At 54.8% G+C, this 14,070-nt stretch carries 10 protein-coding genes; 4 read left to right on the forward strand and 6 right to left on the reverse strand.

What is annotated here, in order from left to right; translation table 11 throughout:
* Nucleotides 1-118 precede the first annotated feature (118 nt).
* A complete protein-coding gene (locus tag OQ371_RS16765) occupies nt 119-772 on the reverse strand; it encodes a YceI family protein (RefSeq protein ID WP_265989331.1) in 654 nt (217 codons plus the stop codon).
* Between the two features lie 105 nt (nt 773-877).
* Nucleotides 878-3,577 carry a TonB-dependent receptor gene (locus OQ371_RS16770; RefSeq protein ID WP_265989332.1) on the reverse strand — a complete coding sequence of 900 codons (2,700 nt, stop codon included), beginning with the start codon at nt 3,575-3,577 and terminating at the stop codon, nt 878-880.
* A 757-nt stretch (nt 3,578-4,334) separates the two neighbouring features.
* On the opposite strand from OQ371_RS16770, the gene OQ371_RS16775 reads away from it, so the two are divergent.
* Together OQ371_RS16775 and OQ371_RS16780 are read left to right on the forward strand one after the other, a co-directional pair.
* A complete protein-coding gene (locus tag OQ371_RS16775) occupies nt 4,335-5,405 on the forward strand; it encodes a sensor histidine kinase (protein ID WP_265989333.1) in 1,071 nt (356 codons plus the stop codon).
* Nucleotides 5,402-6,160 (forward strand): LytR/AlgR family response regulator transcription factor, encoded by a 759-nt coding sequence (locus OQ371_RS16780; RefSeq protein WP_265989334.1) that lies wholly within the window; start codon nt 5,402-5,404, stop codon nt 6,158-6,160. Before OQ371_RS16775 ends, OQ371_RS16780 begins: the two co-directional genes overlap by 4 nt.
* Here the strand turns inward: OQ371_RS16780 and OQ371_RS16785 are convergent.
* The 4 genes from OQ371_RS16785 to OQ371_RS16800 form a co-directional block, all read right to left on the reverse strand.
* On the reverse strand, nt 6,132-7,676 hold the full coding sequence (locus OQ371_RS16785) for a tagaturonate reductase (RefSeq protein WP_265989335.1): 1,545 nt from the start codon (nt 7,674-7,676) through the stop codon (nt 6,132-6,134). The two genes, OQ371_RS16780 and OQ371_RS16785, sit on opposite strands and share 29 nt — an antisense overlap.
* A 183-nt stretch (nt 7,677-7,859) precedes the next feature.
* Nucleotides 7,860-8,531 carry a bifunctional 4-hydroxy-2-oxoglutarate aldolase/2-dehydro-3-deoxy-phosphogluconate aldolase gene (locus tag OQ371_RS16790; RefSeq protein WP_265989336.1) on the reverse strand — a complete coding sequence of 224 codons (672 nt, stop codon included), beginning with the start codon at nt 8,529-8,531 and terminating at the stop codon, nt 7,860-7,862.
* Nucleotides 8,532-8,610: 79 nt separating this feature from the next.
* Entirely contained in the window at nt 8,611-9,606 is a 996-nt protein-coding gene (locus OQ371_RS16795; protein ID WP_265989337.1) for a sugar kinase, read from the reverse strand.
* A gap of 187 nt (nt 9,607-9,793) precedes the next feature.
* Nucleotides 9,794-11,131 (reverse strand): MFS transporter, encoded by a 1,338-nt coding sequence (locus OQ371_RS16800; RefSeq protein WP_265989338.1) that lies wholly within the window; start codon nt 11,129-11,131, stop codon nt 9,794-9,796.
* Between the two features lie 148 nt (nt 11,132-11,279).
* Between OQ371_RS16800 and uxuA the strand changes: the two genes are divergently transcribed.
* Together uxuA and uxaC are read left to right on the forward strand one after the other, a co-directional pair.
* Nucleotides 11,280-12,485 (forward strand): mannonate dehydratase, encoded by a 1,206-nt coding sequence (gene uxuA, locus OQ371_RS16805; RefSeq protein WP_265989339.1) that lies wholly within the window; start codon nt 11,280-11,282, stop codon nt 12,483-12,485.
* 143 nt (nt 12,486-12,628) lie between these two features.
* The gene (gene uxaC / locus OQ371_RS16810; protein ID WP_265989340.1) at nt 12,629-14,041 is read left to right on the forward strand and encodes a glucuronate isomerase; all 1,413 of its coding nucleotides are present in this window, start codon (nt 12,629-12,631) and stop codon (nt 14,039-14,041) included.
* The last annotated feature ends 29 nt before the right edge of the window (nt 14,042-14,070 follow it).

Here is a 14,070-nt window from a genome sequence, read left to right on the forward strand (position 1 = left end):
ATACCGATTTACCAAAAAAAGTCATTCGTTGTTACTAAATCTTTTTCTTTTTGTATAAAAAGTAGAAAAGATCCGAACAACGAATGACTTTGACTAGTAAGCGAAATGGGGAAACCGGTTACATTGGTTTCGACTTTTTGCCTACCAGTTTCAGGTCAAGGGTGAATGTGTCTTCAATGATTTTATCGGCCGCCGTACCGATCAAGGCCGCCCGGTATTTGATGTCGTAATCCAGCCGGTTGACGGTCAGTTTGGCGGCTGCTTCCACGTTGTCGCCCTCCAGCTTCACCGTGGCCGGGAACGTGATGGGCTTGGTCGCGCCTTTGATCATCAGGTCGCCGGTCACGGTGTAGTTCGGCTGTCCGGCTGCCGCCCCGGCAATCGGCGCTAGTTTATTGATCTTAAACGTAGCCGTCGGGTTTTTGTCGACGGCAAAAAAGTCGTCGTTTTTCAGGTGGTTGACGACCCGCTCACTGCCTTTGTTTTCGCTGATGGTCGTCATGTCGGCGGTGAAGTTGCCCGCCGTCAGTTTGTTGCCGTTAAAGACGAACTCGCCTTTCGACAGTTTGATGTTCCCCGTATGCTCACCGCCCACTTTCTTGGCGTTCCAGACGATGGTGCTTTGTTCGGTATCGACGGCATACGTAACGGTTTTGGCGACCACGGCACCGGGGCGTTTGTCAGGGCCGTGGTTTCCGGCGATGAGGGTCAGCGGGGTCGAAGCCAGCATGACGATGGCGAGTAGTCCGGCAAAAATTCGGTTGGTTTGCATAATAGAGAGAGGTTTTTGTTAAAAAAGGGTTTTCAGAAGCAAGATAAACAGAATTACAGAATGAAACATCCTGTAATTCTGTCGGTAAGGTGGAATAGTCAGAAATTATCTTTGTCGGGGACGACTTCCGCCCTGGGCACCGCCCGAAGCCGGTTGCGCCTGCTGCACGCCACCGCCGTTGTCGTCGCCACCGCTCTTCTGGTCGTCGTTGTTGATGGATTTTTTCCGGCGGCCCAGGCTGAAGCCCGATCCGTCCATGCTCATTTTACCCAGTCGGTACGAGAAGTTCACGCGCACCCCGGCGTTGTACATGCTGTTGACGCTGCGCTGCGAAACGAGCGGTGAAATCGTCTCGGAACGAACTTTGAACGGGTGGTTGAAGAAGTTTTCGGCACCGATACCGATGCTGCCGCGTTTGTTGTTGAAATCTTTCTTTACACCCAGGTTGTAGAAGGCAAAGCTGCCCTGATAGCCCTGCAGGTTGAGCTGCCGTCCGCGACCCCCGCCAAAGCCCTGGATACCCCAGCCGTTTTTCAGGGTGATGCTGGTAAACAACCGGCCACCCAGCACCCAGCCGGAGTTGGAAGCGCCGTAGAGCGCACTGGCGTTGTTGTTGGTCAGGTAGGCGTGGTAGAGGTCAAAACCGCCACCCAGTTGCCAGATCGAGAACAGTGTTACGTTCGTGAAAACGTTCACCCCATAGGCGCGTTCAGTTCCGATGTTCTGCGTGGTGGTGCTGACAACAGTCTGGAAATTCGGGTTGGTTTCCGTGCCGATGTTTCGGGTTGCGGTATCCCGAAGGCTCATGATGGAATTGTCCGTAATTCGGGCAAATAGCGTGGCATTCAGGTAAAACTTCTTGATCTGACCGCTTAAGCCCAGCTCTACGTTGTCGGTGTATTCGGGCGACAGATTCGGATTCCCCTGGCTGATGTTGAGCGGGTTGGCGGCATTGATGTTGGGGTTCAGGGACTGGATGCCCGGCCGCTGAATCCGGCGGTTGTAGGCCAGTTTGATGATTTTTCCGCCCTTAATTCCTTTCGAAATGTTGACGCTCGGAACAAAAACGCCGTAATCCGGAATGTCCCGGACGTCGCCGGTTTGCTGCTCGCTGTTGTTTTCAAAGCGGGCGTTGATGAAGGTATACTCGTAGCGCCCCCCGGCTTTCAGGGTCCATTTGGTTTTAGTCGACAGGGTATAGGCGGCATAAAGGGCCGTGATGTTCTGATCGTAGTTCAACCCGTTGGACGGCTGAATGGGGCTCAGTTCGTAATTTTCGTTGTCACCGGCAGTGGTGTAGAACTGGTAATCGCTGTTCATTTTCCGGAAAATACCTTTTCCCCCAAATTCCAGCAACTGGTTGCGTTTGATCGGAGTTTGGTAGTCGACCTGCAGGGTTGATTCTTGGTTGTAGCTCAGGTTGTCGTTGCGCTGGCGGCTCATGACCGTGTGCATATCCGTGCCGTTGAGCAATTCCGTCACAAAATTGTTGGTGTTGTTGTTGCGGCTGTAGAGACCCAAAACGCTCAGTTCCTGGTTAGGTTTGTAGGTTTTGCTGTAACTAACGTTGGCATCCACGGTACCGGACAGGTTTTTCGACGCAACGTTCCGGCCGGACTGGGTGACCAGCTGATTGATGTACGACACCGTTTGCAGGTTGTCCTGGTAGTTGATCATGTTCCGCAGCCCGTACCGCACCGTGGCCGACAGCGACGTATTTTTATCAATGTCGTAATCCCAGCCGAACTGGTAGTTGCCAAACATGCCGTTCTGCCGGGTATCGGCCGTCTGGATGGTCGTGGTGTTGCCTGTTGGTCCAACGGTGGTCTGTGTGTTGTTGAATGCGCCCCGGACGTTGTACATGGCCCGGCCAAAACCGCCGAGGTTGAAGCCCATTTTGCCCTGACGGTAGCTGGCGTTCAGGTTCAGGTTCGAGCTCCGGTTGCCCGTTCCCATATCGACGTTCAGCGTGCCGCCCTGCAGCGTGTTCTTCTTGGTGATGATGTTGATGATCCCGGCTGAACCTTCGGCGTCGTACTTGGCGGATGGCGAAGTGATTACTTCCACCGACTTGATCATGTCGGCCGGAATTTGCTTGAGGGCGTCGGCTACACTGCTGGCGATGATCGTCGACGGTTTGTTGTTGATCAGAACCCGAACGTTACTGCTGCCGCGCAAACTAACGTTCCCGTCCAGATCGACGCTCAGCATCGGTACCTTCCGCATGATGTCGGCGGCATCGCCCCCCTTGGACGTAATGTCTTTTTCGGCGTTGTAAACCAGGCGGTCGACTTTTTCTTCAATCAGGGCGGCCTGTCCCGTTACGACTACTTCGTTCAGCGTGCGGACATCCTGCGAAAGCTTCACGATGCCCATGCTGATGTCCGACCCTTTTTCAATGGTGAACAGATTGGACGTTTTGTTCTGATAACCCAGAAAGGAATATTGCAGTCGGTATTCGCCGGGGGCCAGTCGGTTCAGGCTAAATTTGCCTTTGCCGTCCGCCGTGGTTCCGTCGATGGGCTTACCGGTTTTGTTGTCAATCAGGGCGACGGTCGCGAATTCAACGGGTTGATTCGAGGTGGAATCCATCAAAAAGCCGTTGATCTTGCCGTTGCCCCGTGGTTTGTCGTCTTCGGCGGTGCCGGGAATGAATGTTTTTTCTTTCTGATTATCACGCTGACCCGGTTGGCTGAACCGACCCGGTCCGCCAAAACCGCCACCTCCGCCCGGAAACTGAGCGAATGACTGTACTACTATCAGATTTAAAATTCCTAGGAATAGTGAGAAGGAAAACTTTGACATGAGTTCGAGTTCATGGGAAAATGAATATGCAAAACAATCCTAGCGCGGCATATCTATAAAATGGAATAGACTAAAAGGGCAGGAACATCGCCGGATGGCGTCTTTTTACCGATGAACTCGGGCGGTATTTTTGGCTGTTATAGTATTTTAGGGGGTTAGTATACCCGTCTCAACGCCTTAGTATCAGCGAATTGGAAGGGCTGTTCGGGCGTGGACGCGCTGGTGAAGCCAGCAGCTGGACGGTTCGAGCGAAGGATCGGGAAGGAGGCCAGTGCAATTTTTGATGATTTAGACGGTTGGCTGCGGGTCGGCAACGGCCCGCGCATTGGGTAGGAAAAAGCGGGAGAAGATGGCCCGTTTCGCAAAGCGCGATAGAACAGGGCCCGGTAATACCGATCGAGGGCGGCATTGAACCGATTGAGGCTCGAAAGGGAGCAGTGAAAACGGTACAGGGGCCGACCGTCGATAATAGGCAAAAACCGGCCATTGGTCGGGATAAGGTGGCAATTTGTCGATTCTACCGTGCGTTTATGCCCTGCGTGCCGTAAAATTGTCGAATAATTGACGCCCTTAAACGTCCCGATATATCCTTAGTTCCTGCGTTGTCGGACGATCTTATACATATTCGTGGTACACGATAAAAAAGATTATTAATAGAGATGGTAGTTGGACAACCTGATTTCGCTGAAATCAGGTTGTTTTGTCATTTTCGGAGTCGTTTTCCAACCTGAAATTAGCACTTAAGCCTTTACATCTCATGAATTTACTCACGTTACGCCGTAGTGTTCCAGTTTTGATTCATATCCTGGCCTGGGGACTGCTGGGATTTGCCCTGCTGGTGTATCAACCCCTGAACTGGGATATCACCGCTCCTCCGCAATTCTGGGTTAAACAAGGAATTTACTTTAGTTTGTTGGTCGGCTCGTTTTACCTGAACACCCAGTTGTTGGTGCCTTACCTGCTTTTTCGCGACCAAACCAGTTTGTACATAACCTCGTTGTTTGTGACCGCCGTTTTTGTGGTGGTGATTCTTTTACACGTTGACAACTGGCTGAATCTGCCGGAACTCATGCACCGGGCCTGGCACCCCGAGGGCGGCCCCCGCAAACCGCGAAACGTCTGGGCATGGAGCCAGCCGATTCTGGTCACTACCTTTCTGATGCTCGGGATCGGCACCAGCATTGCGTCCGTGCAGAAGTGGCAGGAAGACGCCCGGCTGCGGTTGGATCTGGAGCAGGCCAAGGTCAGTTCTGAATTATCGTTTCTGAAAGCGCAGATCAATCCGCATTTCTTTTTCAATACGCTCAACAACATCTACGCCCTGACGCTCATCGACGGGGAAGCCTCGCGCGAGGCCCTGCACCGGCTGTCGCGGATGATGCGATACGTGCTCTATGAAACCGGGAACGACACCACCATGTTGAGCAAGGAAATTGATTTTGTGCAGGACTACATCCAGCTCATGCAGCTCCGCCTGACCGACAAGGTTACCGTGGCGCTCGAACAGCCCACGCCCCTGAAAGACGTACCAGTGGCTCCGATGTTGCTGCTGCCGTTTGTCGAAAATGCGTTCAAACACGGTGTTAGCGCCATCATGCCCAGCCGGATTGTGATCAGCATCCACCAGGAAGGGAACCAACTGGAAATGAAAGTGAGAAATACGATCTTTCCCGAAAAAAATCAGTCACTCGAAGTCGGCAGTGGCATTGGGCTTACCAATACGCGTCGGCGGCTCGACCTGCTCTATCCCGAACGGTATCAGCTTTCGGTGATGGAGGATCAGCCCGCTAACGAGTACCTGGTGCACCTGAATTTAAATCTCTCATGATGCTAAACTGCATTGCGGTCGACGACGAACCGCTGGCTCTTGGGCTGGTGTGTGCGTTCATCGAAAAAACCCCTTTTCTGAATCTGGCCGGACGCTACAGCAGCGCGGTGGAGGCATTACAGGGCTTGCACGATCACCCGATTGATCTGCTGTTCCTGGATATTCAGATGCCCGATCTGACGGGGATGGAATTGGCCCGGGTCATGGAGCGCAACCAGTCCGGTTATACGCCCCGGGTGATTTTTACGACGGCTTATAACCAGTTCGCGCTGGAAGGCTATAAAGTTGATGCTCTGGATTACCTGCTCAAACCGTTTAATTACGAAGAGTTTCTGCGGGCGGCCAACAAGGCCAAAACCTATTTCGAGTTGATCAAGCGGCCCGCTGTTGCTCCAGCACCCGTCGTGCCCGAGCCGGAAGAAGAGTATTTATTTCTGAAGGTGGAGTATCAGCTGGTCCGGATTGCGTTCAACGACATTCTTTACATTGAGGGCCTGAAAGATTACGTGAAGGTGCATTTGCGCAAAGAGCGGCCCGAAGCCGCTCCCAAGCCAATTCTATCGCTGACCAGCCTGAAGGCGCTGGAGGATAAACTCCCCGCCCGGCGCTTCATGCGGGTGCATCGTTCATTTATCGTGGCGCTGGACAAGATTGAAGCCGTAACCCGAAATACCATCCAGATCGGACCGGCTACCATTCCCGTCAGCGATCAGCACAAAGATGCGTTCAACCAATTTCTGAGCCGCTGGTCGTAGACTCCGGCGTCGCAACGTGGCGTTCCAGGGTCGCTTCGACGCCCAGGGTCAGCAAACTGCTGAGGTTGTCGGCAACGGCATCCCCGAAGCCACTGAGTGCGCTCAGGTCGGTTTCCCAAAGCAGGGTGTCGGCGCAGAGCGTCTGCACGAAGTTACGGACCGAGGCTGCATCGTGCACATCGACCTGCTGCCACAGCTTGTAAAAGTATTCGGCATGGTCGTCGCGGATGGGGTAGGTGATGATTCCGCCGGTGGGCGTTGTGGTTTCGCCCAGGTAGACGCCATCTTCCTCCCGAACGGCTTTCATAAACCGCAGATAAGCCGCGAAGCCCAGGGCCATGCGCTGCGGAGTCTGTCCGTTCTGCTCCACAAACCGCTGGATGGTCGCCAGGTTACGGGCCCGCATTTTCAGGGTTTCCTGAAGGGTAATGTTTAGCAGCAGGTGCTCGATGTAGGGGTTGCGGAACCGGTCGAGAACGTCGGCGGCAAACTCCCGGACGGCCTCCGGATTCTCCTCCGGAATCATCCATTCGGGCAGGGTCGGTACGATCTCCTGCGCAATCACCTCTTCCACAAACCGGCTCATCAGCGGGTGCTGCATCATTTCGTTGACGGTTTCCAGTCCCAGCAGATACGCCAGCGGAACGCTGATGGTGTGGCCGCCGTTGAGGACGCGCAGTTTGCGTTCGCGGTAAAAATTAATGTCTTCGTCGATGATGACCCCCGGATCGGTCTTGGCGAAGGTCAGGACGTTTTTAACCCGATCATCCCCTTCAATCGCCCACAACCGGTACGGTTCGGCCATAATCAGGAGCTTGTCGTTGTAGCCCAGTTCCTGTTGCAGTTGGGCGTGCGTTTCGGCGTCGGGTTTGCCCGGTACAATGCGGTCGACCAGTGAGTTACAGAAGCGGACATGGTATTTCAGCCACTTCATGAACAGCTTGCCCAATTCGTTGTGCTGGGCGATTTTCTCAACGATGTCACGCAGTTTCAGGCCGTTGTCGCTAATCAGTTCCGTCGGGATAACGACCAGCCCTTTGTTGCGCCCACCGCCGAAATTCTTGAACCGTTCGTACAGAAAAGCCGTCAGTTTGGCCGGGTAGGACTGGGGTGGATTCTGGAAAATGCTTTCTTCCACGTATTGAATCCCGACCTCGGTGGTGTTGGAAATAATAACCTGCAGGGACGGCTTTTTCGCGACATCCAGGACAGCTTTCCAGTCTTCCTGCGCCGAAAGTACGCGGCTGACGGCCGACACCACCGTGTGTTTATCCACCAGCTGCCCTTTCTGAATTCCCCGGCTGACCACGATATACAGGCCGTCTTGTTCCGCAAATTCGTCGGTTGCACCCCCGGTTGACTTGACAACCACAATGCTGCCGTTGAAGATCCCCTGCTGATTGGCTTTGTGAATCAGGTAATCGGGCAGTCCACGAAGCAAAACGCCCGTGCCGAATTGCAGCACGCGCTCCGGATGAATAGGGGCCGGATGGTTGGAACGGTTCAGTGGTGTCATGGGATGATGCGTTTCGCGGTGGTCTCGACGGAATTAAAATAGATTGTAATGTGTAAAAGTAAGGTTAAAACGCATTGGGCGCAAACAACCTTAGGGAACGACAAATCGGGAACGATGAGTTATGAATTGATTTCCACCGGGCTGCCCGGCCTTCAGCCTGCCTCGTTCCGCTCGCATCACTTATTATTTGGCACGCAGGGACTCGATAATCGAAAGAACTTCCCTGGCTTTGGCTTCAATCTGGTCGAATTGCCGGTTACTCAGGAGGTCTTTCGGGAACAGCTGCGATCCCATTCCAACGGCGGTCACGCCCGCTTTAAACCAGCTTCCGAGACTTTCCTGGGTCGGCTCAACGCCCCCCGTCACCATCACGCTGGTCCACGGCATGGGGCCTTTGATGGCCTTCACGAAACTGGGGCTGAGCGTATCACCCGGAAAGATTTTTACGATTTCTGCGCCCAGTTCTTCCGCCGTCGAAATTTCGGTCAGCGTGGCGCAGCCGGGCATGTAAGCAACTTTCCGACGGTTGCAGGTGCGGGCGATGGACTCGTGAAACGACGGCCCCACGATGAAATTTGCGCCCGACTGAATATACAGCGCGGCTGTTCCGGCTTCGACGAGCGTTCCCGCCCCGAGAATCAGGTCCGGAAAGTCGCGGGCGGCCATTTTGACCAGTTCACCGAAAACTTCGTGGGCGAAGTCGCCCCGGTTGGTAAATTCGAACGCCCGAATGCCCGCCCGGTAGCAGGCTCCCAGCACCTCACGGCAAACATCCGCATCGGCATGGTAAAAAACCGGCACCATCGGCACCCGCCGGATGGTTTCATAAACGTCTAATCTTGAAAATCGAGACACAGCTTTTGGGGAGTTATGAGTGAAGCGTAAAGAAGGATGAGTTTACAGCGTCCGCCAACTCTTCACGCTTCATTTATAGTTATCTTCTCAATCGTCCGGACTTGTCCCCCTGTACCAGGGCTTCAATTTCCGGGACGGTAACCAGGTTGGCGTCGCCTTCGACGGTGTGTTTGAGGGCCGAAGCGGCTGCACCAAATTCAACGGCGTATTGCGGGTCGTCGGTGGTTAGCAAACCGTAGATCAGCCCTGCCAGGTACGCATCGCCCCCGCCAATGCGGTCGATGATGTGCGTAATGTCGTAGACTTCGGAGGAAAACATGGTGGTTCCGTCGAAGATCTTGGCCGTGAGCCGGTTGTGCGACGCGCTGACCGATTCCCGTTCGGTATCCGTAAAATACCGGATGCGGGGAAACAGCGCCTGCATACCGTGGCAGGCATCGTCGAAGGTACCGGCTTTAACCCCGTAAAGCTCTTCAAAATTGGCCTGATTGCCCAGCACCAGATCACAACCGGCAGTCAGCGCGGGCAGGATTTCCTGCGGTGTTTTGCCGTATTTCCACAAATTACTCCGGAAGTAGATATCGCCCGAGACCTTGACGCCCAGCCGGTTGGCGGTTTGGATGGCTTCCAGCAGGCAATCAGCGGCTTGCTGCGAGAGCGCCGGGGTGATACCCGACCAGTGGAACCAGTCGGCACCGGCCAGAATAGCGTCCCAGTCGAAATCGCCGGGCTGGATCAGTGAAAAGGCCGAATCGTAGCGGTCGTAGATGATCTGGCTGGCACGGCTGACAGCCCCGGTTTCCAGGAAGTACAGCCCCAGCCGCCCCGGACCATACGTGATGCGGGACGTGTCGACCCCGTGGAACCGTAATGTGGCGGTTGCGGCCCGACCCAGCGCGTGATCGGGGAAGCGGGTGACGTGCACCGCCTGACAACCGAAGTAGGCCAGCGAAACGGCCACGTTCGCTTCGGTGCCACCGTAGACCACATTCAGGGAATGCGCCTGATTGAACTTCGCAAAACCCGGCGGAGCCAGTCGCATCATGACCTCGCCGAACGTAACTATTTTTTTCAAGTATGATATAGGTTGTTAATGGTTAGGTGGTTTTATGGCTAAAAATGGCTGGACGGCTCGAGTGATTCTGCCGTAAGGATGAGCCGAAAGGACTATTATACCCTTGCAAACACAAACCATCCCATCCTTTTTAACCCGAACAGACAGGAGACGGCTGCCAGCGCTCCAGCCTTCTTTATGTAAATGCTTAAACACCAATGCTTTCCAGTTCTTTCTTGGTCACCGGTTCCAGCGTGGGCGACAGCAGGTGAATGATCACCAGGGCTATCAGGTAGGTCGAGCTGGCAATGATGAACAGGGGCAGGTACCCGAAGCTAACCCGGATATTGCCCGCGACGGCCGCCAGCAAAATGCCGCCCATTGCCCCAAACATACCCCCGATGCCGGTTACGGAAGCTACCGCACTTTTGGGAAACAGATCGGACGCAAACGTGTAAATGTTGGCCGACCAGCCCTGGTGCGCTGCCGTTGCCAAAGAAATTAAGGCAATGGCTACATAAATACTACTGGTTTGGGCGGCAAAAAAGATCGGCGTTACGCAAAGCGCGCAGATCAGCATCGTCGTTTTTCGCGCCCGGTTGGCCGACCAGCCCAGCTGAATAAACTTGGACGACAGCCACCCAAACAGGACGCTTCCCCCGTCGGAAACGATGTAGATGACCAGAAACGGCAGGCCGACATTTTTCAGATCCAGCCGCTGGTCGAGCGATTCGCTGCTGTTGAAAAAATCGGGCAGCCAGCTCAGGTAAAACCACCAGATCGGATCGCACATAAACTTGCCGACGATAAACGCCCAGGTTTGCCGGAAGCCCAGCAGCCGCCACCACGATAGTTTTTCTTCGGGAATATCTTCTTCATTATCCTGCTGAATGTAAGCCAGTTCTGACCGGCTGACGCGCGGATGTTCTTCCGGACGGCGGTAAGTTTTCAGCCAGGCAATCAGGACCAGAAAGCCCAGCAGACCCGTTGCAATAAAGGAAAACCGCCAGCCAAACTGCAGCGTGAGCCAGGGAATCAGGGCCGCCGTAACGATAATGCCGACGTTGGTTCCGGCGTTGAAAAGTCCCGCGGCAAACGAGCGTTCTTTTTTGGGGAACCATTCGGCTACCGATTTGATGGCCGAGGGGAAATTGCCCGCTTCGCCAATGCCCAGCATGAACCGCACCATGCTCAACCCGCGCAACGAGCCGATAAACGCATTCAGAACGCCCGCAATGCTCCAGACAACGATGGAAATGGAAAAGCCGCGTTTGGTGCCGACCCGGTCGATGAGCCAGCCCGTCAGCAGAAAACCGAGCGCGTAGGCCACCTTGAATACCGTGTCGATGTAGCTGTAAAGAACCTTAAACTGGTCGAGATCGCTCTCGGTCAGGGCTTCCTCGCCGGTTTTGCCCATCATCTCCCGCCGGAACGTTTCGTCGATCATCGTAAACGAAAGTACCTGCCGATCGATGTAGTTGATTGTTGTTGCGAAAAACAGCAGGAGCACAATCCGCCAGCGAAAATTTCCGGAAAGGTTGGGCATTCGACAAAAAGGTTAGCAGGTCTAAAAGACAAAGTTTGATCAAACTTACCGAAATGCCGCGAAAAAATAGTAGATCGCAGGTCCGTAAGGCGAAATGAGTAGAGCCGTTGGGCCTCATTCTTTTTCTAGCAACATTACCCCCAAACAAATGGCATTAGAACAAACCTGGAGATGGTTCGGACCCGCCGATCCCGTCAGCCTTGCCGACATTCGACAAGCTGGAGCAACGGGGATCGTGACGGCTTTACACCATATTCCAAACGGACAGGTATGGTCCGTCGATGAAATTACCACCCGCAAAGCCCTGATCGAGGCCGGTGCGCCCGGTGAACACCGGCTGACGTGGTCGGTCGTGGAGAGCATTCCGGTTCACGAAGCGATCAAGACCCGCACCGACGGCTTTCAGCAGTACATCGACAATTACAAGGAATCAATTGCCAACCTGGGGCGTTGCGGCATCGACACGGTTTGCTACAATTTTATGCCGGTGCTCGACTGGACGCGCACCGACCTGGATTACCTCATGCCGGACGGTTCAACAGCTCTGCGTTTCGACGCGGCCGAATTTGCGGCTTTTGAACTGTTTATCCTCAAACGCCCCGGTGCCGAAAAGCACTACTCGTCCGAGCAGATTCTGAAAGCCCGCAACCGGTTTGAGTCGATGGACGAAGCGGCCGCCCGGCGCCTGCAACGAAACATCATCGCGGGGCTGCCGGGTTCGGAAGAGAGCTACACCGTCGAGCAGTTTCAGGAAACTCTCGACACGTACAACTACACCGGCGACAGAGAATTGCGCGAAAACCTTTACGCGTTTCTGCGCGAAATTGTGCCGGTTGCGCAGGATGCGGGCGTTCGGCTGGCCATTCACCCGGATGATCCGCCGTACCCGATTCTGGGGCTGCCCCGCGTGGTGAGCACCGAAGCGGACGCCCGGATGGTTCTGGATGCCATCGATGTGAGGGCCAACGGATTGTGTTTCTGTACGGGCTCCTACGGCGTACGGCCCGACAACGACCTAGTGGGCATGGTGGACCGGCTGGGTTCGCGCATCCATTTTATTCACCTGCGGAGCACGAAGCGCGATGAGGAAGGCAATTTCTACGAAGCCAACCACCTCGACGGCGATGTGGATATGTTCGGCGTCATGAGTGCGCTGATCGGCGAGCAGCGCCGTCGGCAGGAGATAGGCCGCGGAGACGACAGGATGCCCTTCCGGCCCGACCACGGCCACAAAATGCTCGATGATCTGAATTCCGGCAAACGAACCAATCCCGGCTATACGGGCATTGGGCGGCTGCGCGGACTGGCCGAACTGCGCGGTTTGATGCTGGGCATCGAGCGGGCCAGCCTTTGACGATTAAGCTGTTTAACGGTTGGGCAATGGGAACGTCGAAAACGGGCGATCCTCCATCTCAACCGTTAAACGGCAATGATCGCGGCCCCGACGGGTAAAAAGCCCGGACAATCGCCTTTCCTTTCAAACGAATCCATACGATCATGCTGGCTGATCATCCGATAAAATCTTTTCTCGACGAAGACTTTTTGCTTCAAACCGATACCGCCCGGCGGCTCTACCACGATTACGCCAAGGCGATGCCCATCATTGATTACCATTGCCACCTGCCGCCCGATCAGATTGCCGCCGACAAGCGGTTTGAGAATCTGACCCAGATCTGGCTCTACGGCGACCACTACAAATGGCGGGCGATGCGCACCAATGGCGTACCGGAACGGTATTGCACCGGCGACGCGTCGGATTACGAGAAGTTTGAAAAATGGGCCGAAACCGTGCCGTACACGATGCGGAATCCGCTCTACCACTGGACGCACATGGAACTCAAAAATCCATTCGGCGTCGAAACGATTCTGAATAAAAATACCGCCCGGGAGGTCTACGATGCCTGTACCGAACAACTCACCGGTTTGTCGACCCGTGCTCTGCTGCGGCATTTCAACGTGCGGACGGTCTGCACCACCGACGACCCCACGGATTCGCTGGAACACCACCGGAAAATTGCCGACGACGGTTTTGACATAAAAGTTCTGCCGACCTTCCGGCCCGACAAAGCCATGGCCATCGACGATGTGGCGGCTTTTCAGGCGTATGTCAGGCGGGTGGGCGAGGTCTGTAATCAGGAGATTCGCACGCTCGATGCGTACTTGGATTGCCTGAAACAGCGGCACGATTATTTTGCCGCAGCGGGTTGCCGGTTGTCGGACCACGGTCTGGAAACCGTTTATGCGGAACCCTACACCGAGTCGGAGGTACGGACGGTTTTTGAAAAAGCACTGAGCAGTACGGCACTGAGCGAAACCGAACGGCTGCGGTTTAAGTCGTACATGCTCGACCGGTTTGCGGAATGGGATTGGGAGAAAGGCTGGACGCAGCAATTTCACCTGGGTGCCCTGCGGAACAACAACCAGCGGGCTTTGCGGACGCTGGGGCCGGACACGGGCTGGGACAGCATCGGCGATTTTCAGCAGGCCCGGCCCCTGGCCCGTTTCCTGGGCGGACTGGACAACCGCGACCAACTGGCAAAAACCATCTTGTACAACCTCAATCCCGCCGATAATGAAATCATGGCGACGATGATCGGGAATTTTAACGACGGATCGGTGCCGGGCAAAATTCAGTTTGGCTCGGGCTGGTGGTTTCTCGATCAGAAAGACGGTATGGAGAAGCAGATTAACGCGCTGTCGAACATGGGTCTGTTGAGCCGGTTTGTCGGAATGCTGACCGATTCACGCAGCTTTCTGTCGTACCCGCGCCACGAGTATTTCCGCCGGATTCTCTGCAACCTCTTTGGCCGAGACGTTGAAAACGGCGAATTGCCCAACGACATCGAGTGGATCGGTAAGCTGGTGCAGGACATTTGCTACCGAAACGCGGAGGATTATTTTGGCTTCTAATAAGCCGGAGTCGGGCCTAAACAAGTCCG

The organism is Larkinella insperata (genome assembly GCF_026248825.1).
GTDB lineage: Bacteria > Bacteroidota > Bacteroidia > Cytophagales > Spirosomataceae > Larkinella > Larkinella insperata.